Raw genomic sequence first — 23035 nt, forward strand, 5'->3', positions numbered from 1 at the left:
GATAAGAGTTTACCCCCGTTCGGGAAGTTCCCCCTAAATTTGCTGGCTATAATGATTCTTTGCCCGGCATCAGGAACATCATGGACATCAAGGAATACATGCAGACCGTCGGCCGCCAGGCCCGCGCCGCCTCGCGCCGGCTGGCGATGGCGACGACCGCCGAGAAGAACGCCGCGCTGCTGCATATCGCCGCCGCCATCCGCCGCGAGAAGGCAACGCTGGTTGCCGCCAACCAGGAAGACCTGGCCGCTGCCCGTGCCGCCGGCCTCGAAACCGCCATGCTCGACCGCCTGACCCTGAGCGAGAAGGGCGTCGAGGGCATGGCCGTAGGCGTCGAGCAGGTCGCCACGCTGGCCGACCCGATCGGCGAGATGACCGACATCAAGTACCGCCCCTCCGGCATCCAGGTCGGCAAGATGCGCGTGCCGCTCGGCGTCATCGGCATCATCTACGAGGCGCGCCCGAACGTCACCGCCGACGCCGCCGCGCTGTGCCTGAAATCCGGCAACGCCGCAATCCTGCGCGGCGGCTCGGAGGCAATCCGCTCCAACCGCGCGATTGCCGCGCTGGTCCAGGAAGGCCTGAATGCCGCCGGGCTGCCGGCCGAATCGGTGCAGGTCATCGACACCACCGACCGCGCCGCCGTCGGCGAGCTGATCACCATGCGCGAATTCGTCGACGTCATCGTGCCGCGCGGCGGCAAGGGCCTCATCGCCCGCCTGCTCGCCGAATCGCGCGTGCCGATGATCCAGCACCTGGACGGCAACTGCCACGTCTACCTGGAAGAGGAAGCCGACCCCAACAAGGCGCTGAAGATCGTCGAGAACGCCAAGACGCAACGCTACGGTACCTGCAATACCGCCGAATCGCTACTCGTCGACCGCAGCGTCGCCGCCATGCTGTTGCCGCCGATCGCCCACATGCTTACCGAGAAGGGTGTCGAGATCCGCGGCTGCGCCGAAACACGGGCCATCGTGGCGAACGCACTCGCTGCGACGGAAGAGGATTACTACACCGAATACCTGGCGCCGATCATCTCGGTCAAGGTGGTGGCCGGCATCGACGAGGCGATCGCCCACATCAACCAGTATTCGTCGCACCACACCGAGGCCATCGTCACCGACAACCACCCGAAGGCGATGCGCTTCCTGCGCGAGGTCGATTCGTCGTCGGTGATGATCAACGCCTCGACCCGCTTCGCCGACGGCTTCGAGTACGGCCTGGGCGCCGAGATCGGCATCTCGACCGACAAGATCCACGCCCGCGGCCCGGTCGGCCTCGACGGCCTGACCAGCCAAAAGTGGGTGGTGCTCGGCGACGGGCACGTGCGCGGCTGACAGCGCTCCATCGCGCAAGGCCGGCGTCCGCGCCGGCTTTTTGAATTTCGGCCCTTTTTCCCGGTCGACCGCAGCAGGCAGCGAGGAGGCAACCATGAACGCAAACAGCTACCAGGCCGTCGTCGCCGCGCCGGGCTTTGCCCTCGGCATCCGGTGCAGCGACGACGAGGTCACCGCCATCGACTTCATCGAGCCGCGCCCTGAACAGGCGCCGAGCACGCCGCTCGCCGCCGAGGCCGCGCGGCAGCTGCACGCCTACCTGGCCGACCCGGACTTCGCCTTCAGCCTGCCCCTGCGGCCGGCCGGCACCTCCTTCCAGCGCCGGGTGTGGCAGGCAATCTCGGCGATTCCGAACGGGCGGACCGAAACCTACGGCCAACTGGCGAAAAGCCTCAAAAACGCGCCGCGCGCCGTCGGCCAGGCCTGCGGCGCCAATCCCTATCCGGTCGTCGTCCCCTGCCACCGCGTCGTCGCCACCGGCGGCGGGCTCGGCGGCTTCGCCCGCGAGCGCGGCGGCTTCCTGCTCGACGTCAAGCGCTGGCTGCTCAGACACGAAGGCGGCGAATTTGCCAGCACGCGCGGCTGACCTCGGCGAAATCGACAATTTCTGCGACGCCCTGTGGCTCGAGGACGGGCTCGCCAAGGCGACGCTCGACAGCTACCGCTCCGACCTCGGGCGCCTGGCGCTGTGGCTGGCCGAACAGGGACAAGAGCCGCTGCTCGACCTGCGCGAAACGACGCTCGCCGCCTTCATCGCCCACCTCTCGCGCCAGACGCGCGCCAGCTCGCAGGCCCGCTACCTGTCGACGCTGCGCCGCTTCTACCGCTGGCAGCTGGCGCGCGGCCGCCTCGTCGCCGACCCGACGCTGCAGCTCGCCAACCCGACCCGCCCCTCGCGCCTGCCCAAGGTGATGTCGGAAAAGCAGGTGGACAGCCTGCTGGCGGCGCCCGACGTCGACAGCGTCCTCGGCCTGCGCGACCGCGCGATGATCGAAACGCTGTACGCCACCGGCCTGCGCGTTTCCGAGCTGGTCAACCTGAAAATCCATGAAATCGGCTTCAACGAAGGCGTCCTGCGCGCCTTCGGCAAGGGCAGCAAGGAGCGCCTGGTGCCACTCGGCGAACTCGCCATCGACTGGCTGCGCCGCTACCTCGACGAAGCCCGTCCGGAAATCCTCAAGGGCCGCCAGAGCGACACCCTGTTCGTCACCGCCCGCGGCGGCGCCATGACCCGCCAGGCCTTCTGGCAATTGATCAAGCGTTACGCGGCCACAGCCGGCATCGCCCCGGAAAAGCTCTCGCCGCACGTGCTGCGCCACGCCTTCGCCACCCACCTGCTCAACCACGGCGCCGACCTGCGCGTCGTGCAGCTGCTGCTCGGCCATGCCGACATCTCGACGACGCAGATCTACACCCACGTCGCCCGCGAACGGCTCAAGTCGCTGCATGCCGTACATCACCCGCGCGGCTGAAGCGGCGGTTTGCGCCTATCATTGGGCATCGACAGACATCCATCCCGCACCATGAGCAAGACCGAGCACGCCCCCGAAACGCCGGCCACCAGGTTCCTCAAGGCCCACCGGATCGCCTTCTCCAACCATCTCTACGCCTACGAGGAGCACGGCGGAACCCGGGTGTCGGCGCGCGAGCTGAACGTGGACGAGCACGCCGTGGTCAAGACCCTGGTCTTCGAAGACGAGAACGCCCGGCCGCTGATCGTCCTGATGCACGGCGACTGCAAGGTGTCGACCAAGGAACTGGCGCGCCAGATCGGCTGCAAGAAGGTCGAGCCGTGCAAGCCGGAAGTCGCCAACCGCCACACCGGCTACCTGGTCGGCGGCACCAGCCCGTTCGGGACCAAAAAGGCGATGCCGATCTATCTGGAAAAATCCATCCTCGACCTGCCGCTGATCTACATCAACGGCGGCCGGCGCGGCTACCTGGTCGGCGTCCATCCGCACGACATCGTGCGCGCGCTGAATCCGCAGACGGTGGCGGCCGCGCTGAAGGGGTGATTGCCATCGCCAATCGACCGGATTTACACAATCGATTGGAACTATCGAAACCCGGCGGGTAAAGTGGCCTCCATCGTCGCAGGAGAGCCACCATGACCCAGCTCGTCGTCCGCCACTACGCCAGACCGACAGCCCGCCCCCGCCTCTGGGCCGGCATCGTCATCGCCACCATCGCCATCATCTTCGGCCTGGAACAGTCGGCGCAATGGCTGGCGGCCAACCCGATGGCTGCCAACGGCCTCCAGGCAAGCCTGCTCGCCGGGCTCGCCACCGGACTCGGCGCAATTCCGGTGCTTTTTCTGCGTCGACCGCAACCGGCGCTGATGGCGCCGATGCTCGGTCTCGCCGGCGGCATGATGCTGGCCGCCAGCTTCTTCTCGCTGCTCGTGCCGGCAGTGCAGACCGTAGCCGCCAGCACGGCGCCGACGGCGCTCGGCCTCCTCACCGCCATCGCCTTCGTCACCGGAGCGCAGTTGATGCAGCAGATGGATCGCCGCTTCCCGCATGCCCATGTCGAGCGGCTCGATGAAGCGGACGCCACGCCGCGGCTCGGCCTCGTGGTCGCCGCCATCGCCCTGCACAACCTGCCCGAGGGCCTCGCCGTCGGCGTCGCTGCCGCGGCCGGCGCCGACCACGGCATGACGCTGGGCATCGCCCTTCAGAACATTCCGGAAGGCTGGATCGTCGCCAGCGCCCTGCTCGCCCTTGGCACGACGCCCTTGCGGGCGGCCGGCATCGCGTTGGCGACTGGCCTCGTCGAGCCGGTCGGCGGCCTGTTCGGTGTCATCGCCACCAGCATCGCCGGCGCCACACTCCCGCTCGCCCTGGCGGCAGCTGCCGGCGCCATGCTCTGGGTGGTTGGCCACGAACTGCTTCCGGCATCGCACAAGCCGGGGCGCGAGGCAGCGGCGACCGCCGGCCTCGCCGGCGGCTTCGCGGTGATGACGCTGCTGGCCGCGGTATTCTAGACCGAGCGCTCGATGATGACGCCGACGCGTTTGACGCCCGGCATCATGCCCAGCTTGGCGACCGAGACGCGCACCCACTGGGCGGCGAAATTTTCGAGGAGGTCGGTGGCCACATGCTCGGCCAGCTTTTCCAGCAGGTTGAAATGGCTGGCCGCGAGGTCGCTGCGCAGGCGCTCGACGACCACCGCGTAGTCCACGGTGTCGCGGATGTCGTCGCTGGCCCCGGCCGACGCGGTCGACACGCCGATCTGCAGGGAAATCTCGACCGTCTGCGCCATGGCCTTCTCGCGCGGATAGATGCCTATCCACGTTTCGGCGCGCAGCTCTTCGATGAAAATGATGTCCATGGGGCGGTCGACCGCAGCTGAGGTGTAAAATCCGCCGCGATTGTACCCCAGCGCCACCAGCCACCCATGCAAACCGCCTTCGCCCCGTTCCTCGCCGTCCTCGCTGCCTATCTGCTCGGCTCCGTGCCCTTCGCGATGATCTCGTCGAAGATCTTCGGCCTGGCCGATCCGCGCAGCTACGGCTCGGGCAACCCCGGCGCCACCAACGTGCTGCGCAGCGGCAACAAGAAGGCGGCGCTGCTGACCCTGGTCGGCGATGCGCTCAAGGGCTGGCTGGCGGTCTTCGCCGCCCAGCAGGCCGGCTTCTCCGACAGCGTCGTCGGTCTCGTCGCGCTGGCCGTCTTCTTCGGCCACCTGTTCCCGGTCTTCCTCAAGTTCCGCGGCGGCAAGGGCGTCGCCACCGCCGCCGGCGTCCTGTTCGCCCTCGATCCGCTGCTCGGCCTGGCCGTCCTCGGCACCTGGCTGTTCGTCGCCTTCGCCTTCCGCTACTCCTCGCTCGCCGCCGTCCTCGCCGCCGCCCTGGCGCCGGTCTACCAGGTGCTGATGCACGGCGGCGACGGCCGGACGCTGGTCGTCGGCATTCTCGCGCTGGCGCTGATCGGCAAGCACTGGCAGAACCTTCAGCGCCTGCTGGCCGGCCAGGAAAGCCGGATCGGCAGCAAGAAGAAGCGCTGAGCGCCGCGCCGGGGCGATCCGGCGTCCGCCCGCCCAAGGCCATAGCCGGCGCCAATCGGGACGATACCGTTTGCCGATTGGAACGTTTCCCGATTCGTTCCTAGAATGCCTTCATCAGGTCGCCGACGGCGATCTGCCTTCAGTCAGGAGGGCATCATGATTTCCCGACTCATTCAGCACCTCATCGACGACGAACTGGCCTGGGAGAATTACATCGACATCCTGGCCGGGCTTGCCGACAACTATTGACCCAGGTTCCCGAAAAGGCGCCCGACACCGCATGCAGATCCCGACCCGCGAGGAATTCTCCGCCCGTGCGCTGGCCGCCGGCTTCGACGAAGTCGTCGAGCGGCAGTGGCCGCCCCTGGCGGTCATCCCGCTGCATACCCACCCGTTCGCCGTGGAAGCCATCGTCGTCCAAGGCGAAATGTGGCTCGACATCGGCGAGGCCTCGCGCCACCTGCGTGTCGGCGACCGCTTCGCACTGGCCCGAGACATCCCGCATACCGAACGCTACGGCAGCGCCGGCGCCACCTACTGGGTGGCTCGCAGGAACTGAAGGACGACGGATCGGAGATCGTGAGAGACGACGATGGGCAAGAAATGCTGCAAGTCGACGCCGCCGTGCAAGGGCTGTCCGAAACTCGGGAAAAGGAAGAAAAAGGGGATCGCTACGGTCGACGTTGAAAAACGGCCGATTTTCTACCTGCTGCCGGCGCCCGCCATCAGCGGCCAGCGCGGCTGCACCGCAAAATCGCCGGCCGTCTTCGCCGGCGTGCCGGCCTGAAGGCGCAGGCAGCCGGCCAGCGCGATCATCGCCCCGTTGTCGGTGCAGAATTCCAGTTCCGGGTAGTAGACGCGGAAACGCTTGCGTCTCGCCTCGTCGTCGAGGGTCGCCCGCAACTGCCGGTTGGCACCGACGCCGCCGGCCACCACCAGCTGGCGCAGGCCGGTCCGCTTCAGCGCCTGCAGCGACTTTTTCACCAGCACCTCGACGATGGCTTCCTGGAAGGCGCGCGCCGCATCGGCCCGGAACTGCTCGGTCAGCGCGTCGGCGTGCTCGCGCACCAGCGTCAGCACCGCGGTCTTGAGGCCGGAAAAGCTGAAGGCGAGGTCGCCGGAATGCAGCATCGGCCGCGGCAGTTCGTAAGCGCCGGGCGTGCCGCTTTCCGCCAGCCGCGAGAGCAGCGCGCCGCCCGGATAGGGCAGGCCGAGCAGCTTGGCACTTTTGTCGAAGGCTTCGCCGGCGGCGTCGTCGAGCGTCTCGCCGAGCAGTTCGTAGTCGCCGACGCCGGCGACCCGCATCAACTGCGTATGGCCGCCGGACACCAGCAGCGCGACGAAGGGAAATTCCGGCGGGGCGGCCGACAGCAGCGGCGACAGCAGATGCCCTTCGAGGTGATGCACCGGGATGGTCGGCTTGGCGAGCGCCACCGCCAGCGCCTCGGCGAACGCGCAACCGACGAGCAGCGCGCCGGACAGCCCGGGGCCGCGCGTGTAGGCGATGGCGTCGACGTCGGCCAGCGATTTTCCGGCATTTTCGAGGGTCGACCGCAGCAGGGGCACGACGCGCCGGATGTGGTCGCGCGACGCCAGTTCCGGCACGACGCCGCCGTACTCGGCATGCATCGCCACCTGCGAATGCAGGGCGTGCGACAGCAGGCCGGCTGCGCTGTCGTAGAGCGCGATACCGGTTTCGTCGCAGGAGGATTCGATGCCGAGGACCAACATGGGCGCGCATTCTAACACTTGAGTAAAAAAGGATTTTTGCAATATACTGCTCGGCTTTCCGCAATCGTGCGGAGACAAATCTTGCGCGCACTGCCGATTACTTGACCTGGCAGGCGCCTGACGGAAGGGGGTGATTTATATGCCGAGCATTCGTGTCAAGGAAAACGAGCCGTTCGAGGTGGCCATCCGCCGCTTCAAGCGTACGGTCGAAAAGACGGGCCTCCTGACCGAGCTGCGCGCCCGTGAGTTTTACGAAAAACCCACCGCCGAGCGCAAGCGCAAGGCTGCCGCTGCTGTCAAACGCCAGCACAAGCGCCTCCGTAGCCTGACCCTGCCGCCGAAGATGTACTGATCCGGTACGTTTCGCAGCAAAAAAGAGCCGCCCGCCTTCAAAAGCCGGCGGCTTTGTCTTTTTTCCCGGCGCCTTTTCCCGAAGAACCGCAAAATGAGCCTCAAAGCACGCATCACCGAAGACATGAAATCGGCCATGAAGGCCAAGGAAGCGGCCCGCCTGGCCGCCATCCGCCTGCTGCTGGCGGCGATCAAGCAGAAGGAAGTCGATGAGCGCCTCGAACTCGACGATACCGCCGTCGTTGCCGTCATCGAAAAGCTGACCAAGCAGCGCAAGGACAGCGTCACGCAGTATGCAGCCGCCGGGCGCCAGGAACTGGCCGCCGCCGAGCAGTTCGAAATCGCCGTCCTCGCCGCCTACCTGCCGGAGAAGATGAGCACCGAGGAAACCGCTGCCGCCGTCGCCGCCGCCGTCGCCGAAACCGGCGCCAAGGGCCCGGCCGACATGGGCAGGCTGATGGCCGTCCTCAAGCCGCGCCTCGCCGGCAAGGCCGACATGGCCGAGGTATCGAAACTGGTCAAGGCGGCGCTGGCCGGCTAGGACCATGAAGGCTTTGCGAGGCGCGCAGACAAGCCGCAGGCAGTGCGCCGGCACGGCAGGGCGCGGGCGGCAGGGTAGCGCAAGGGCTGTTCCGTGATCCCGGATTCGTTCATCCAGGATCTGCTGGCCCGGGTCGACATCGTCGACCTGGTCGACAGCTACGTGCCGCTCAAGAAGGCCGGCGCCAACTATGCCGCCTGCTGCCCCTTCCACAACGAAAAATCGCCGTCCTTCACGGTCAGCCCGAGCAAGCAGTTCTACCACTGCTTCGGCTGCGGCGCGCACGGCACGGCGATCGGCTTCGTCATGGAATACCAGGGCATGGGCTTCGTCGACGCGGTCAAGGAACTGGCCAGCCGCGCCGGCATGCAGGTGCCGGAAAGCGAAGGACGCGGCTTCCGGGACGAAAAGCCGGGCCAGACGCGCACGCTGATCGAGGTGATGGCCCGCGCCGCCGCCTACTACAAGGACCAGCTCAAGAAGTCGCCGCGCGCCATCGAATACTGCAAGAAACGCGGCCTGACCGGCGAGATCGCCGCCCGCTTCGGCATCGGCTACGCGCCCGACGGCTGGCAGAACCTGCAGGCCGTCTTCCCCGATTACAGCGCCGACGAACTGAAGACTGCCGGCCTCGTCATCGACAACGAATCCGGCCGCCGCTACGACCGCTTCCGCGACCGCCTGATGATCCCCATCGTCAATCCGAAGGGCGAGATCATCGCCTTCGGCGGCCGCATCATCGACCAGGGCGAACCGAAGTACCTGAACTCGCCGGAAACCCCGCTCTTCGAGAAGGGCCGCGAACTGTTCGGCCTGCCGCAGGCCCGCCAGGCACTGCGCGAGACCGACATCGCCATCGTCACCGAAGGCTACATGGACGTCATCGCGCTGGCCCAGAACGGCGTCGGCAATGCCGTCGCCACGCTCGGCACGGCGACCACGGCGACGCACGTAAACAAGCTGCTGCGCCAGGTCGACCGCATCGTCTTCTGCTTCGACGGCGACAACGCCGGGCGCAAGGCCGCCTGGCGTGCGCTGGAAAACTCGCTGGAGGCGCTCGCCGACAACAAGCGCCTGGCCTTCATTTTCCTGCCGCCGGAAGATGACCCCGACAGCTACATCCGCGCCCACGGCAAGGCCGCGTTCGACCGCCTGGTCGGCCAGGCCATGCCGCTCTCCGACTTCCTGCTGCGCGAACTCGCCCAGCGCTGCGACCTGACCAGTTCCGAAGGCAAGGCGCAACTGATCTACGAAGCCAAGCCGCTGCTGCTCAAGTTGCCGACGCCGCTGCTGCGCCTGCAGCTGGTCAAGCGCCTGGCCGAAGCCAGCAGCTTCGCCCAGGCCGAAGTCGAGCGCCTGTGCGAACTGAAGTCCTACACCCCCGCCGCACCACCGAGGACCAGGCGCAGCGCGCCGTCGCTGACCCGCAACCTGCTGCGCACCGTCCTGCTCAAGCCGGCGCTGGCGCGGGAATTGCCCGTCGCCAGACTGCCCGACAGCCCCGAACGGGCGGCGCTGATCCTGTTGCACGGCCTGGTCGCCGCCCATCCCGAGGCACCGGGTTATGCCTATCTTCGCGAGCAGATCCGCGGCCTGCCCGAAGAAGCGCTGATCGAGAGCCTGGCATCGGAACTTCTCGACCATCCGTTTGACGAAGGCGAGGCGGAGGCGGAGTTTCGCGCAACCCTGGACAAGCTGCAGGAGGGCGACCAGAAGCGGGCATTCGCCGAACTGCAAACCCTGGTTCAGAAACTCGGGGTGGCCGGGCTGACGCCCGAGGAAAAACAGGCTTACATCGACCTCCTCGCCAACCGGGGAAATCGCAGCTAAGTTGTGGTATAATCTATGGTTTTCTCCAATTACATGGACCGTGGTCATGGCTAAGGCAAAAGACACCGCTAAGGAAGCCCCGAAGGCTCGCACCAGCAAAGCCAAGGAGAAGGCTGCCGAACGCGCGCTGCTCGAGGGAGCGCTGACCGAGACGCCGGCGCCGCTGGATGCCGAAGCCCGCAAGACGCGCCTGAAGAACCTCATCAAGCTCGGCAAGGAACGCGGCTATCTCACCTACGCCGAAATCAACGACCACCTGCCGGACGACGTCGTCGATGCCGAGAGTATCGAGACGATCATCTCGACCTTCAGCGACATGAGCATCCAGGTCTTCGACGAGGCCCCCGCCGCCGAGGACCTGCTGATGTCGGACACGGCCGCCGCCGCCACCGACGACGAGGAAGTCGAGGAACAGGCCGAGCAGGCGCTGTCCACGGTCGACTCCGAATTCGGCCGCACCACCGACCCGGTGCGCATGTACATGCGCGAAATGGGTTCGGTCGAGCTGCTCACCCGCGAGGGCGAGATCGAGATTGCCAAGCGCATCGAGGACGGCCTCAAGCACATGGTGCAGGCGATTTCCGCCTGCCCGACGACGATCGCCGACATCATCGAGATGGCCACCAGGGTCGAAGCCGACGAAATGCGCATCGACGAACTGGTCGACGGGCTGATCGACCCCAACGCCGTCGAGGCGGAACCGGCGGCCGAACTGGTCGAGGAAGCCGAAGTCGAGGAAGACGACACCGACGACGAGGACGGCGAAGGCGGCTCCGGCGCCGTATCCGCCTCCCTGCTGCAACTCAAGACCGACGCCCTGGAACGCTTCGCCACCATCAAGGCGCTGCACGCCAAGATGGCCAAGGCGCTCGCCAGCAAGGGCTCGCAGGACAAGACCTACCTCAAGCTCCGCCAGCAGATTTCCGACGAGCTGATGAACATCCGCTTCACCTCGCGCTCGATCGAGCGCCTGTGCGACAGCGTGCGCGGCATGGTGGAAATGGTCCGCAAGTCCGAGCGCAAGATCCAGCAGATCTGCGTGGACAAGGTCAAGATGCCGCGCCAGCACTTCATCCAGGTGTTCCCGGGCAACGAGGTCAATCTCGACTGGGTCGACGCCGAAATCGGCGCCGCGCCCAAGACCTACGTCGCCATCCTGACCCGCAACGCGCCGGCGATCAAGGAAGAGCAGAAGAAGCTGATCGCCCTCCAGGACCACATCGGCATTCCGCTCAAGGACCTCAAGGACATCAACAAGCAGATGTCCACCGGCGAAGCTAAGGCCCGCCGCGCCAAGCGCGAGATGACCGAGGCCAACCTGCGCCTGGTGATTTCGATCGCCAAGAAATACACTAATCGCGGCCTGCAGTTCCTCGACCTGATCCAGGAAGGCAACATCGGCCTGATGAAGGCGGTGGACAAGTTCGAATACCGCCGCGGCTACAAGTTCTCGACCTACGCGACGTGGTGGATCCGCCAGGCGATCACCCGCTCGATCGCCGACCAGGCACGCACCATCCGCATTCCGGTGCACATGATCGAGACGATCAACAAGATGAACCGGATCAGCCGCCAGATCCTGCAGGAAACCGGCGCCGAGCCCGATCCGGCGACGCTGGCCAAGAAGATGGAAATGCCCGAGGAGAAGATCCGCAAGATCATGAAGATCTCCAAGGAGCCGATCTCCATGGAAACCCCGATCGGCGACGACGACGACTCGCACCTTGGCGACTTCATCGAGGATCAGGCGACGCTGGCCCCTGCCGATGCGGCGATGTACTCGAGCCTGCGCGGCGTCACCAAGGAAATCCTCGACACCCTGACGACGAGGGAAGCCAAGGTGTTGCGCATGCGTTTCGGCATCGAAATGAATACCGACCACACGCTGGAAGAAGTCGGCAAGCAGTTCGACGTCACCCGCGAGCGCATCCGCCAGATCGAAGCCAAGGCCCTGCGCAAGCTCCGTCACCCAAGCCGCTCCGACAAGCTGCGCAGTTTCCTGGACACCAGCGGCAACTAAAGAGTTCGGGCCTGTAGCTCAGTTGGTCAGAGCAGAGGACTCATAATCCTTTGGTCCAGGGTTCAAGTCCCTGCGGGCCCACCAGTCTCAAAGCCCGGGCCATCCTTCGGGGTGGCCCCGTGCCCTCCATTCGAACTTCCAACCATGCAGCCTGTTCAGAAAGGATTTCAAATGCATACTTCAAAGGTCTTTGAGTACCTGAAGAAACACGGCCAACTGCTTGACCTGGAGATTTCGGCAGCGACCGGAATTTCGCTCGATGAGGTCAGGACCTCCCTTTCGGAACTGTCGGCCCAGGGCGACATCTCCAGATGCAGCGTCACCAGCTACCGCAACGGCAAACCCGTCGAGGGCTTCCAGTGCCGGATCGCGGGCTACATTCCGCGCCCTGCCCCGGGCCGGAAGCCGGGCGCCGGCACCAAAGGCTGACCGGCTTGGCGGGGGCGCGCTGCCCCCGCGGACAATGCGAAAGCCACCCGCGCGGGTGGCTTTCCATTTTCCGACGTCCCGCTCACACCCGTCTGGCGTAGATCCGGCGAACCGCCCGAATCGCCATCGGCGTCAGCAGCAGGAATCCGCCCGGCAGGACGACTGCGGCAATCCAGAACGAAGCGGAACGAATGGATTTCATGGGCACCATTTTCCCACCCGAAAATGCGGCGCGCATGTGAGATGCATCACGGTGCCCCCGCTTTTTTCGGCGGCGGCACGCGGCACCTAGATCTTGTTGGTCAGCGACCAGATGTCGGTGATCTTGAGGACGAACTGCGGGAACTGCTTGTCATGCTCCTGCATCAACCGGAACAGGGCGAGCATGATTTCCTCGGGAAAGCCCTGGCGGCGTCCGTCCCGCTTGTCGTTCATCAGTTCATTTACGTACTCGCAAAAGCTGGCCTGCCCCCAGGTTGCGAGAATTCGCTGGCCGATGCGCGGAAACCTGGTGTTTATCAGCTTGAATTCCGCATTCTGCGCGAGCACCCCCTCGTCCAGAACGGCCTGCCGAACGGCATAGCGCGGGAACTCTCGGTCGTGCTCCGCCTTGAGGCTGGCGAGCGCGAACCGGACATCCTCGCTCAGCTCCGCCGACGGCCCGCCTTTCGCTCCGGTCATCAGGTTGTTGATGTACTCCACCAGCTCCGGGCTGCCCCAAAGCGTGATGAGTCGCTCGACGACCATCGGAAAGCGCGTGTTTATTCTTCTGAACAGGTCGTTCTTACTCAACATATCCACTTCTCGCCCCTTCCACTGGCCACCGGATACGATAATCGAAAGACGGTTCGATTGCCATACGCTCCCCGAAGCGCACGGGCAATGGATGCAAAAAAGGCCAACCGGTGAGGGTTGGCCTTTCGCTGCTTTTGATGTTGGTGGTGATGGGCAGAATCGAACTGCCGACCTATGGGTTATGAATCCAGAGGTAATCACAAATTTCAACATTTCCTCAACGTTGATCAATTAGCACCAATCGCCCTGAAAGCCCGGTCAATACTTGGTTTTCGATAAATTCGCAAAGAAACAAACCGCGCCCTGCTACGATTTATTTTCCCCTTTGTTGATAAAATTCCCCTACACCACCCCTACATGGAATCGTTGAGCGTCTCGTATCAGGGAGGAATGATTATATGGCAAAGAAAGAAAATCTGACCGCCGCCAGTGTCGCCAAGGCAACCTGCCCGCCCGGCAAACAGCAATTCATCCTCTGGGACGCAAAAACCCCCGGCCTTGGTGTTCGTGTGACCGCCACAGGAGCGAAGGCATACATCTTTGAGTCTTGGCTTCACGGGAAATCCATCAGGGTCACGATTGGCGACCCGAAGACATGGCCCCTCGACGGCCCAGCAGGCGTAACCGAAACCGCACGCGCCGAAGCAACGCGCCTCAAAACAATGACCGACAAGGGCGTTGATCCACGCACCGAAAAACTCGAGCGTCGCGCCAAGGCTGAAGCCATTGCAGCAGATGCAAAGCACAAAGCCGAGCCAGCCATCGAGATATGGAAACGGTACATCGAAATTCGCCGGCCCAAGTGGAGCACTGCCCACATCGACGACCATGAGAAGGTCATCAAGGTCGGCGGAGAGAAGCGGACGAGGGGTAGGCGCAAAGGCGAGCCCGAACTCACCCAGCCGGGCGCTCTCCTTGCCTTGCTTCAGCGCCCCCTTTCTGACATTGACGCCGATGCAGTGAAGGCGTGGCTTCAGGTTGAGGCAGAAAAGCGCCCTACCCACGCGCGGCTATGCTTTGGCCTGCTTCGGGCATTCCTGAATTGGTGCTCAGACCAGAAGGAATATCGGACCTTTGTCCATACTGACGCGTGCGCCGCGCGTGTTGCCAAGGAAGAACTGCCACCAAAAGGCGCCAAGGACGACTGCCTGCAGCGAGAACAGCTCAAGGCTTGGTTTGCCGAGGTTCTTAAGCTGTCGCCGGTTCAGTCCGCCTACCTTCAGGTAGTTTTGCTGACCGGGCCGCGTCGTAATGAGCTGACGCGCCTGCGCTGGGAAAAAATGGATTTCAAGTGGGGCAGCATGACAATCAAGGACAAGGTAGACGGCGAACGCACCATTCCAATGACTCCCTACGTCGCCAGCCTGCTGCGCGGTTTGCAGCGCATTAACGAAACCCCGCCGCCGAAATACCGCATCCTCAATGGAAAGAAGGTCGAAAATGACCTGTCCGCATGGAAGCCATCACAATGGGTTTTCTTCAGCAAAGCCGCCAAGTCCGGTCATATTGAAGAACCTCGTGCCGCCCACGACAAAGCGGTCAAAGCAGCTGCCATTCCAGACCTGACCATTCACGGCCTGCGCCGCTCCTTCGCCACCCTTTCCGAATGGGTCGAAGCACCGGAGGGAGTCGTCGCTCAAATACAGGGCCACAAGCCAAGCGCCACCCGCGAAAAACACTACAAGAAGCGCCCCCTTGATCTTTTGCGCATGTGGCACACCAAGATTGAAGCATGGATTCTGGAGGAAGCGTCTATCACCCCACCAACGATCAAGCAGAAATCAACGGCTGTGAAATATGGTTGATACCAATTTGGTAGCATGCTACATTGAGCCATGAGAATCATCGCCCTCAAAACCTTGCGTGATTTTTGGACACGCCACCCACAGGCAGAGATTCCGCTACGTGGCTGGTATACAGAAGTCAGCCATGCTGAATGGAAGACGCCGGCCGACATCAAAGCTGTGCACCGGAATGCCAGCTTTCTGCCGAACAACCGGGTTGTGTTCAACATCAAGGGCAACGACTTCAGATTGGTGGTCGCTGTTCGCTACACGCAGGGATTGATGTTCGTTCGATTCGTCGGCAGCCATGCCGAGTATGACCGTATTGATGCAGCAACCATTTAGGAGCACCACCATGACTATCCGACCGATCCACACCGAAGCTGAATATCAAGCTGCGCTGGCCCAGATCGACTCGCTCTGGGATGCCCCCGATGCCAGCGAAGCTGCAGACCAGCTCGAACTGCTCTCCATGCTGGTGGAGGTATACGAAAAGCAGCACTACCCGATTGATGCGCCTGACCCCATCGACTTCCTGAATTACGTTATGGAAACCCGGGGGCTGGCTCGTAAAGATCTGGAACCGTACATCGGGCCGCGTGGGCGTGTTTCCGACATTCTGAACCGTGTGCGGCCGCTTACGCTGGACATGATCCGTCGTCTCGCAAGCGGGCTTGATCTACCCGCATCGGTGCTTATTCAGGACTATCCGCTGCGACGCGAAGCAGCCTAATTTCGCGGGAATTTCTCTAACCAAAAATCATGGCAATTACAGCTGACGAGCTTTCGCACTGGCGCGACTATGAAACGCTAACTATTGAAGATGGAGGCTTCCTGCTCTTCGGGATAGAGCCTGGCAGATTTTGGCTTGAGCAAAGCAAGTTCGACGACCAAGACGCCTCGTCTGGAACATGGGCATATTTCACTGGGAGGCCGAAAGCTAAAGTCCCACCGCTCGAATGGGTTTCTTTGCCTCCTTGGATTCAGGAGTTTTATGACCGCGGCTGCGTCGAGGATGTCGGCACGTGCTGCGAGATCATAGAGAGTGCTGCTCTCGGTGGACTCATTGACATAGCGGTCAAGGTTGACCGAGGAAACGGCCGGCTAGACTGCCGAAAAACGCTTCTAAAAAAGCAGAGCTTCATTAAATGGGTGAGAGAGCGAGACCCAGACTTGGCGGCTGCCTTGTCAAGCCATCTTACCCCTTCGCCTGATTCATCATCGGTCATGGCGTCAAATCTTCCCACTTCAAAATCGCCGAGCGAGGAAGCACGTGAAGCGCGCAAGGCTCACAACTTGCGCGGAGAACGCGGTTGTCGAAGGCTGATTCTCGAGCACTGGGATAAAATCGAGATGCTGCACGGACCCAATGCCGATGCTCGGCAAGCAAAGCGCGTCGTCGAAATACACTGCACCGAAGACGACCCAACCCCTAAACTAAAGACCTACCAAAATCAGCTCGGAATTCTTCGCAAAGAAAAGTTGATTCCCTAGTCTTGAGGTATTTTTTCCCGGGAAACTCCCGGGAACTTCCCGTGAATTAGTCCATTTCCCAGAGCGAAAACAAGCCTCACTGGAAATGCGATTCTGAACGCCATTCGACGCGCCGCAAACAGCAATCCCGCTGAGGCGCGCAATCTCTCAAGGAGAAATCGATGGCCTCAAAAGATCTTTCAGAACTCGCTGCGCTCGCCCGTGGGCGCGATACGTTGCCAACCCGCGACGCAGCTTTAGCAATCAACCGCGCCCCGCAAACCCTCCGCAAGTGGGCCTGCCTGGAGTGCGGCCCGATTCGCCCGATTCGTATTAACGGGCGTCTCGCATGGCGCATCAGCGATATCCAGACTCTCCTCAGCGGAGGTGCTGTATGACCCAGCGCGCCAACAAGAAACCCGGCAGCCCCGGCAAACCTAATCCGGGCCAGCAACAAAAGTTTGAGGAGGCCATCGCATTTGTAGATTTCGACGGAATTGCCAAGCACCAGGCAACTCGGCAGAAGTCCTGGAAGCTGCTCTCCCCCGGCTATTTCTATGGACACGAAATCTTCGGCCTGCAAGACATCAGCGAAGGCTACGCATGGGGCTACTGCCCGTTCTGCAAAGAACCGGAGAAATCCTTCTGCGTCAATCTGAAGACTGGCGGCTACAAATGCATGGCTCCCGAATGCCGCGAGGAAGGCAGCAACATGCTGACCTTCGCACGTAACTACTTGGGTATGGGTCACCACAAGGCCATAAGCTATCTGGATGCCGCGCACGGAGAAATCGAATGATCGCGGCCATCCAATCGGCGATCTTTGCGGTGAAAAACCTCGACTTCATCGCCCATGCCTTCTACAAGGCCGGGCCTGATGAAGCGCCTTGGGTTACCGGCTTCCCCGGCGACCCCGGTGCCGTCGGTCACGCCATGTGGGGCGGTCGCAGCGCCATTCCCTTGCCCCACTTCATCCGCAACAGCAATAACAACTACATTGCCGTCAGCGCCTTCAAGCATGCCAGCGATGGCCGCTACCGGCGGCGCAAGGACTGTTTCGCAGGCATGTACATCGTCATGATCGACGACGTCGGGACCAAGGTAGCGTTCGACAAGCTGGTATTGCCACCTACCTGTCTCGTCGAGACCAGCCCCGGGAATTTCCAGGCGTGGTATTTCCTGAAGGCGCCGGAGCGCGATCGTATCCGTGCCGAAACCCTGGTCAAGGGCATGATCGCCAGCGGCCTGACCGCCGACGGCGCGGACCCGGGGATGAGCGGAGTCACCCGCTACGGCCGGCTGCCGGTCGGCGTCAATGGCAAGAGCAAGTACGTCGAATGCCTCGGCCATCCGTTCGTTCAGCGCGTCGCAGCCTGGTCGCCGGAGCAACGCTACAGCATCGACGAGATTGCCGATGCCTACGGGGTGAATCTGCAAGTCACCCGTGTCCCGCGACGGAAGGCACCGGCGCACAAGCGCCAAATACCTGACCTTGGCACCCCGGAAGGGCACGACGGCATCACCAGCATCCTCGATGCAGCCGGCCTGTATCTGGAACCCCTGTCGGGACCGCAGGGCGGCCACCGCATAGTCTGCCCTTGGGTCCATGAACACACCGACGAGGACCAGACCGGCACCGTCTATTTCGAACCAAGCGATCAGAACGACGGGCGTGGCGGCTTCAAGTGCCACCACGGCCATTGTCAGACGCGGACCGTTGCTGACCTGACCCATTTCCTGATCCGCCTGCTGCAAAACAAGAACGAGGAATCGTCATGCAACAACTGAGCAACAACCCCGCACCTCCCGGCATCTCCGCTGAAGCCGTCCTTCTGGCCGCCCAACAAACTGCCGACCCGGTTGCAATCGTCGAAGCCGCGCTCGCCAAGATGGCGTCGGACCCGGGCGCGATGTACGAAGAAGCGGTAATCGCCGCCCTCAAGGTTATCCGGCAGAAGGAGGAAGCCGCCTACGTCCGCCTGACGGCGCAGGCCAAGGGCTGCAAGACCCGCATCGACAAGCTGACCGCACCGGAGCGCGACAACCATCAGGACAGCACGCAAGACATGATCCTGAGCATTGCGCGTAACGGCAGCACCCTCGGCCATGACGCCGACGGGCGTGGCATCGCGGTCATCGAAACCGGCGACCATCGCGAAGTCTGGTACATCGACAGCCATGGTTTCAAGGAATGGCTGCGTGCCGCTTTCTACCGGGCACACCGTACCGGCATCCCCGAGCTGGCGATGAGCACGGCCATCTCAACACTTGCCGCCATTGCCAAACACGACGGCAGCGAAATGAAGGTACACGTGCGCGCTGCAAAAGTGGGCGATGTCTATTATGTCGATCTCTGTGACGATGGCTGGCGCGTCATCCGGGTCGACCGCGACGGTTGGCAGATTGTCGCTCGCTCCCCGGTGTACTTCACGCGCACCAAGAACATGCGCCACCTCCCCACACCGGCGGCAGCGGGCGACATCGCAAAACTCTGGGAACATACCAATATCCCGGACGTTCGCCGGTTGCCGGCGCTCGCCTGGCTGCTCGACTGCCTGCGCCCGGACACCCCCTACCCGATCCTTGAATTGACCGGTGAACAGGGCAGCGCCAAAAGCTCCACCCAACGCCGTCTACGGGACTTGGTCGATCCCAACAAGGTGTCGCTGCGCGGTCGCCCCAAGGCCGTTGAAGACATCTATGTCAGCGCCGCCAACAGCCATGTCGTCAGCTTCGAGAACCTCTCATACCTCTCGCCCGAGCAGCAGGATGCCCTCTGTACTTTGGCCACCGGCGGTGGATTCGCGACACGCGAGTTCTACACCAACGGTGAAGAGCACGTGCTCGAAACCAAGCGCCCGGTCATGATCAACGGCATCAACCCGGTCGCTACGCAACCCGACCTGGTCGAGCGTGTAATCAGCATTGAGGCACCGACCATTCCGCCAGTTGACCGAAAGGATGAACAGACCCTCGAAGCTGAATGGCAGAAGGACCACCCATCCGTCTTCGCCGGCCTGCTTGATTTGTTTTCCGCGGCACTCGCAAAACTGCCGGATGTAAAGCTCAATGACAAGCACCGCATGGCCGACTACCAACTGCTTGGTGAGGCCGTCGGCCTGGCGCTGGGCAAGCCCGCCGGGCACTTTTCTGAGCTGTACGCCGGCGCCATTGCCGAAGGCATTGACCGCAGCCTCGAAACCTTTGGCGTGGCCAATGCCCTGCAGGTTTTCATGGCCGGGCAATCGACCTGGAAGGGGACCTATCAATCGCTGCTCGGCGAGCTGGCTTACCTTCCCGGCATCGACCGCTCGAACTGGCCCAAGTCGCCACGCGGCCTCGCCGGACAGCTGAAGCGAATCGGGCCGGGGTTGCGCCGCATCGGCATCCTCATCGACAAACAGGGGCACGGCCGCACAGGCAGCACAATTTGCATTACTTGTTCGCCCGAAAACCAGTTGTAGGGAATTGACCGTCACAACGTCACATCGTCACCACCGCCGTGATGATGTGACGTTGTGACGATTGCTTCGCCAGCTTCCTCGCCCCGAAAACAATGACTGCCGCAGACACAAGTCATGCCCAGGCTATCACCCGATACCATGCCGGAGTAATATGGTCGCTTGTGTAGTCAACCTACTTCAGTCGCCCCCCAGTGCACGACAAGAAAAAACTCTCCGAGCGCGACATCTGCACCCAGTACATCACCCCTGCCCTGCAGCGGGCCGGCTGGGATTTCGCCACTCAGGCACGAGAAGAGGTCAGCTTCACCAAGGGTCGCGTCATCGTTCGCGGCAAGCTGCACACGCGGGGCAAGCAGAAGCGGGCCGACTACGTTCTCTACTACGCCCCCAACCTACCCATCGCCGTCATCGAGGCTAAGGACAACAACCACACCGTCGGCGACGGCATGCAGCAAGGGCTGAACTACGCTGAAACACTCGACGTGCCGTTTGCCATCAGCAGCAACGGCGACGCCTTCCTGATTCACGACCGGACCGGTCAGCACACCCCTATCGAGCAGCAAATCGCGCTGGACCACTTCCCCACGCCAGCCGAACTCTGGCAACGCTACTGTGCCTGGAAGGGAATTGCCGGCCCCGAAAAGCGCGTCACGGTCGAAACACCCTATTACGACGACGGCAGCGGCAAGACCCCGCGCTACTACCAGATCAACGCCATCAACCGCGCCATCGAGGCCATCGCCCGCGGCCAGCCGCGCATCCTGCTGGTCATGGCCACCGGCACCGGCAAGACCTACACCGCCTTCCAGATCATCTGGCGCCTGTGGAAGTCGAAGGCCAAGAAGCGCATCCTCTTCCTCGCCGACCGCAACATCCTCGTGGACCAGACCCGGACCAACGACTTCAAGCCGTTCGGTCAGGCCATGACCAAGATCGAGAAGCGCCAGGCCAACAAAGCCTTCGAAATCTATCTCTCGCTCTACCAGGCGGTCACCGGCAGCGAAGAAGAAAAGAACATCTACAGGCAGTTCTCGCCCGATTTCTTCGACCTGATCGTCATCGACGAATGCCATCGCGGCAGCGCCGCCGAAGACTCCGCCTGGCGTGAAATCCTCGACTACTTCGCCGGCGCCACCCACATCGGCCTGACCGCCACGCCCAAGGAAACCAAGGAGGTTTCCAACATCCACTATTTCGGCGAGCCGGTCTACACCTACTCGCTGCGCCAGGGCATCGACGACGGCTTCCTCGCCCCCTACAAGGTCGTGCGCATCGACATCGACAAGGATCTGCAGGGCTGGCGGCCGAGCCAAGGGCAGACCGACAAGCATGGCAACCTGATCGAGGACCGCATCTACAACCAGAAGGACTTCGACCGCACGCTCGTGCTGGAGAAGCGCACTGAACTGGTGGCCCGCAAGATCACCGAATTCCTCAAGGCCACCGACCCCTACGCCAAGACCATCGTCTTCTGCGAGGACATCGACCACGCCGAGCGCATGCGGCAAGCCCTGACCAACCTCAACCCGGAGCGCATCGCCGAAAACCGCAAGTACGTCATGCGCATCACCGGCGACGAGCAGGAAGGCAAGGCCGAACTCGACAACTTCATCGACCCCGAAAGCCGCTACCCGGTCATCGCCACCACCAGCAAGCTGATGACCACCGGCGTCGATGCCCAGACCTGCAAGCTCATCGTGCTCGACCAGCGCATCCAGTCGATGACCGAATTCAAGCAGATCATCGGGCGTGGCACCCGTATCAACGAGGACTACAACAAGTTCTGGTTCACCATCATGGACTTCAAGAAGGCCACGGAGTTGTTTGCCGATCCCGCCTTCGATGGCGACCCGGTACAGATTTACGAGCCGGTCGGAGAAGAGACGCCTGTCCCGCCGGACGAAGAGCCACCGGACGGTGAGCCACTGCCGCCCGACACAGAACCCGAACCTCCCCTGCCCCCCGACGAACCGGGTGAAAAGCGCATCAAGTACGTTGTCGGCGGCGAAGTCACCGTCTATGTCGTCGCCGAGCGCGTCCAGTACTACGGCCCCAACGGCAAGCTGATCACCGAATCGCTGAAGGACTACACGCGCAAGGCCGTCCGCAACGAGTACGCCTCGGTCGACGACTTCCTGCGCCGCTGGACCAGCGCCGAGCGCAAGAAGGCAGTCATCGAGGAACTCGAATCACAGGGAGTCCTGCTCGACGCATTGTCGGAAGAGGTTGGGAAGAAACTGGGCAAAACCTTCGACCCCTTCGACCTGATCTGCCATGTCGCCTTCGACCGCCCTCCGCTGTCGCGCAAGGAACGGGTCGAAGAGGTCCGCAAGCGCGACGTCTTCACCAGGTATGGCGACCAGGCCCGCGCCGTCCTCGACGCCCTGCTCGACAAGTACGCCGATACCGGCATTGAGAGCATCGAGGACATCAAGATTCTGACCATCGACCCGTTTTCCCGGCTGGGGACCGCGCCGGAGCTTATCAAGGCGTTCGGCGGGAAGGCTGAGTATCAGAAAGCAATCTGCCATCTGGAACATAGCCTTTACTCATCGGATGTATCGAAAAAAACAGGGTAGAAACTATGCCAATCAATAATGACGATCGTTTTTCAAGTTTTAAAGAAGCTTTTGAGTCATGCAATAAACAATCCAAGAATAGTTTTCCTCCAGGCATTTGGCCAAACTCAGACCATTGGTTTGTATCGCGAGCCACAACGTACATGGCTGAACAGCCATTGGGAAAAATCGTAACCAAGATCAGTCAGGACGAATTGACAAATCTAGAATTCTTTTGGTTTGGCGTATCAAGTGAAAAAGGCTGGGTGGTACTCGACCGAAGGCTGGGAGTTAACGAGCCGGCAGGACACTCTGATTTACTTTTTATAGAGCTTGGCACTTGGAGAGCGTTCCGAGACACGCGGGCACGATGGGATGAACCGAACTACCACTTTGCAAAGAAATTTATCGCCGACGTAAGCGATGCAGCGGAAAGAGAAAAACTGGAAGCTGAGTTAGAAGTACTCAAGCAGAAATTGGCGGTTGATGGCTACGAAACTGCCTTTGAAAGCGTCAAAAGCGTTCTTGCTGAGATAGGACCAAGAGCGTATGGGTACAGCAAAATGGCGGCATTCTCCTTTAGAAGCGTGACTAACGTTTTAAGTGCCGAAGAAAAGGCAAGAGAACCGTACGCCTTTTACAACCCAGAGACTGATGAGACAGAGTATTTTCCTGGGGAACGCTAGTCAGAACAGATCGTTTTTGCACTTAATAATC

Annotated in this window: 25 protein-coding genes and 1 tRNA gene; 23 read left to right on the forward strand and 3 right to left on the reverse strand. The window is 62.3% G+C overall.

Going from position 1 to position 23035, the window contains the following annotated elements:
• The first annotated feature begins 80 nt into the window (after window positions 1-80).
• From GH660_RS03105 to GH660_RS03125, 5 genes are all read left to right on the forward strand, one after another.
• Window positions 81-1337, forward strand: a complete 1257-nt coding sequence (locus GH660_RS03105) for a glutamate-5-semialdehyde dehydrogenase (RefSeq protein ID WP_153145096.1) — start codon at window positions 81-83, stop codon at window positions 1335-1337.
• Window positions 1338-1431: 94 nt separating this feature from the next.
• On the forward strand, window positions 1432-1923 hold the full coding sequence (locus GH660_RS03110; RefSeq protein WP_153145097.1) for a methylated-DNA--[protein]-cysteine S-methyltransferase: 492 nt from the start codon (window positions 1432-1434) through the stop codon (window positions 1921-1923).
• Entirely contained in the window at window positions 1904-2809 is a 906-nt protein-coding gene (xerD, locus tag GH660_RS03115; RefSeq protein ID WP_153145098.1) for a site-specific tyrosine recombinase XerD, read from the forward strand. The genes GH660_RS03110 and xerD overlap by 20 nt, the downstream gene beginning before the upstream one ends.
• A gap of 51 nt (window positions 2810-2860) precedes the next feature.
• Window positions 2861-3352 (forward strand): Cys-tRNA(Pro) deacylase, encoded by a 492-nt coding sequence (ybaK, locus tag GH660_RS03120; protein ID WP_153145099.1) that lies wholly within the window; start codon window positions 2861-2863, stop codon window positions 3350-3352.
• A gap of 92 nt (window positions 3353-3444) precedes the next feature.
• Window positions 3445-4320 (forward strand): ZIP family metal transporter, encoded by an 876-nt coding sequence (locus tag GH660_RS03125; RefSeq protein WP_153145100.1) that lies wholly within the window; start codon window positions 3445-3447, stop codon window positions 4318-4320.
• On the opposite strand, the gene GH660_RS03130 is transcribed toward GH660_RS03125, so the two are convergent.
• On the reverse strand, window positions 4317-4667 hold the full coding sequence (locus tag GH660_RS03130) for a dihydroneopterin aldolase (protein ID WP_153145101.1): 351 nt from the start codon (window positions 4665-4667) through the stop codon (window positions 4317-4319). The genes GH660_RS03125 and GH660_RS03130 overlap by 4 nt on opposite strands.
• A gap of 66 nt (window positions 4668-4733) precedes the next feature.
• On the opposite strand from GH660_RS03130, the gene plsY reads away from it, so the two are divergent.
• Together plsY and GH660_RS03140 are read left to right on the forward strand one after the other, a co-directional pair.
• Window positions 4734-5342, forward strand: a complete 609-nt coding sequence (plsY, locus tag GH660_RS03135) for a glycerol-3-phosphate 1-O-acyltransferase PlsY (RefSeq protein ID WP_153145102.1) — start codon at window positions 4734-4736, stop codon at window positions 5340-5342.
• 280 nt (window positions 5343-5622) lie between these two features.
• On the forward strand, window positions 5623-5901 hold the full coding sequence (locus GH660_RS03140; protein WP_153145103.1) for a cupin domain-containing protein: 279 nt from the start codon (window positions 5623-5625) through the stop codon (window positions 5899-5901).
• Between the two features lie 143 nt (window positions 5902-6044).
• Here the strand turns inward: GH660_RS03140 and tsaD are convergent, their stop codons facing one another.
• Window positions 6045-7073, reverse strand: a complete 1029-nt coding sequence (tsaD, locus tag GH660_RS03145) for a tRNA (adenosine(37)-N6)-threonylcarbamoyltransferase complex transferase subunit TsaD (protein WP_153145104.1) — start codon at window positions 7071-7073, stop codon at window positions 6045-6047.
• A 139-nt stretch (window positions 7074-7212) separates the two neighbouring features.
• On the opposite strand from tsaD, the gene rpsU reads away from it, so the two are divergent.
• The 6 genes from rpsU to GH660_RS03175 all read left to right on the forward strand — a co-directional run bounded on the left by rpsU (window position 7213) and on the right by GH660_RS03175 (window position 12244).
• Window positions 7213-7425: a 30S ribosomal protein S21 gene (rpsU, locus tag GH660_RS03150; RefSeq protein ID WP_153145105.1), complete on the forward strand. Its 213-nt coding sequence runs from the start codon at window positions 7213-7215 to the stop codon at window positions 7423-7425.
• 93 nt (window positions 7426-7518) lie between these two features.
• Window positions 7519-7965 (forward strand): GatB/YqeY domain-containing protein, encoded by a 447-nt coding sequence (locus tag GH660_RS03155; RefSeq protein WP_153145106.1) that lies wholly within the window; start codon window positions 7519-7521, stop codon window positions 7963-7965.
• A 93-nt stretch (window positions 7966-8058) separates the two neighbouring features.
• Complete coding sequence (dnaG, locus tag GH660_RS03160; protein ID WP_153145107.1) at window positions 8059-9795, forward strand: DNA primase; 1737 nt, start codon at window positions 8059-8061, stop codon at window positions 9793-9795.
• Between the two features lie 40 nt (window positions 9796-9835).
• Window positions 9836-11815 (forward strand): RNA polymerase sigma factor RpoD, encoded by a 1980-nt coding sequence (rpoD, locus tag GH660_RS03165; protein ID WP_153145108.1) that lies wholly within the window; start codon window positions 9836-9838, stop codon window positions 11813-11815.
• A gap of 7 nt (window positions 11816-11822) precedes the next feature.
• Window positions 11823-11899 (forward strand) — tRNA-Ile (locus tag GH660_RS03170).
• An 87-nt stretch (window positions 11900-11986) separates the two neighbouring features.
• On the forward strand, window positions 11987-12244 hold the full coding sequence (locus GH660_RS03175; protein WP_153145109.1) for a transcriptional regulator: 258 nt from the start codon (window positions 11987-11989) through the stop codon (window positions 12242-12244).
• A 288-nt stretch (window positions 12245-12532) separates the two neighbouring features.
• On the opposite strand, the gene GH660_RS03180 is transcribed toward GH660_RS03175, so the two are convergent.
• Window positions 12533-13039 carry a hypothetical protein gene (locus tag GH660_RS03180; protein WP_153145110.1) on the reverse strand — a complete coding sequence of 169 codons (507 nt, stop codon included), beginning with the start codon at window positions 13037-13039 and terminating at the stop codon, window positions 12533-12535.
• A 398-nt stretch (window positions 13040-13437) separates the two neighbouring features.
• Here GH660_RS03180 and GH660_RS03185 point away from each other — a divergent pair, with 398 nt between their 5' ends.
• The 10 genes from GH660_RS03185 to GH660_RS03230 all read left to right on the forward strand — a co-directional run bounded on the left by GH660_RS03185 (window position 13438) and on the right by GH660_RS03230 (window position 23004).
• Window positions 13438-14844 (forward strand): integrase family protein, encoded by a 1407-nt coding sequence (locus GH660_RS03185; protein ID WP_153145111.1) that lies wholly within the window; start codon window positions 13438-13440, stop codon window positions 14842-14844.
• Window positions 14845-14874: 30 nt separating this feature from the next.
• On the forward strand, window positions 14875-15168 hold the full coding sequence (locus GH660_RS03190) for a type II toxin-antitoxin system HigB family toxin (protein ID WP_153145112.1): 294 nt from the start codon (window positions 14875-14877) through the stop codon (window positions 15166-15168).
• A 10-nt stretch (window positions 15169-15178) separates the two neighbouring features.
• Window positions 15179-15556 carry a type II toxin-antitoxin system HigA family antitoxin gene (locus tag GH660_RS03195; RefSeq protein WP_153145113.1) on the forward strand — a complete coding sequence of 126 codons (378 nt, stop codon included), beginning with the start codon at window positions 15179-15181 and terminating at the stop codon, window positions 15554-15556.
• Window positions 15557-15585: 29 nt separating this feature from the next.
• Window positions 15586-16317 (forward strand): hypothetical protein, encoded by a 732-nt coding sequence (locus GH660_RS03200; RefSeq protein ID WP_153145114.1) that lies wholly within the window; start codon window positions 15586-15588, stop codon window positions 16315-16317.
• A gap of 161 nt (window positions 16318-16478) precedes the next feature.
• Complete coding sequence (locus tag GH660_RS03205; RefSeq protein ID WP_153145115.1) at window positions 16479-16694, forward strand: DNA-binding protein; 216 nt, start codon at window positions 16479-16481, stop codon at window positions 16692-16694.
• On the forward strand, window positions 16691-17095 hold the full coding sequence (locus GH660_RS03210) for a CHC2 zinc finger domain-containing protein (RefSeq protein ID WP_194266213.1): 405 nt from the start codon (window positions 16691-16693) through the stop codon (window positions 17093-17095). The genes GH660_RS03205 and GH660_RS03210 overlap by 4 nt, the downstream gene beginning before the upstream one ends.
• On the forward strand, window positions 17092-18084 hold the full coding sequence (locus tag GH660_RS03215) for a DNA-primase RepB domain-containing protein (protein ID WP_153145117.1): 993 nt from the start codon (window positions 17092-17094) through the stop codon (window positions 18082-18084). Before GH660_RS03210 ends, GH660_RS03215 begins: the two co-directional genes overlap by 4 nt.
• Window positions 18072-19760 (forward strand): hypothetical protein, encoded by a 1689-nt coding sequence (locus GH660_RS03220; RefSeq protein ID WP_153145118.1) that lies wholly within the window; start codon window positions 18072-18074, stop codon window positions 19758-19760. The genes GH660_RS03215 and GH660_RS03220 overlap by 13 nt, the downstream gene beginning before the upstream one ends.
• A 191-nt stretch (window positions 19761-19951) precedes the next feature.
• Window positions 19952-22339 carry an EcoAI/FtnUII family type I restriction enzme subunit R gene (gene hsdR / locus GH660_RS03225; protein ID WP_153145119.1) on the forward strand — a complete coding sequence of 796 codons (2388 nt, stop codon included), beginning with the start codon at window positions 19952-19954 and terminating at the stop codon, window positions 22337-22339.
• 5 nt (window positions 22340-22344) lie between these two features.
• Window positions 22345-23004 carry a hypothetical protein gene (locus GH660_RS03230; protein ID WP_153145120.1) on the forward strand — a complete coding sequence of 220 codons (660 nt, stop codon included), beginning with the start codon at window positions 22345-22347 and terminating at the stop codon, window positions 23002-23004.
• Window positions 23005-23035: the final 31 nt, after the last annotated feature.

The sequence above is a fragment of the Dechloromonas sp. H13 genome (assembly GCF_009469615.1).
GTDB lineage: Bacteria > Pseudomonadota > Gammaproteobacteria > Burkholderiales > Rhodocyclaceae > Azonexus.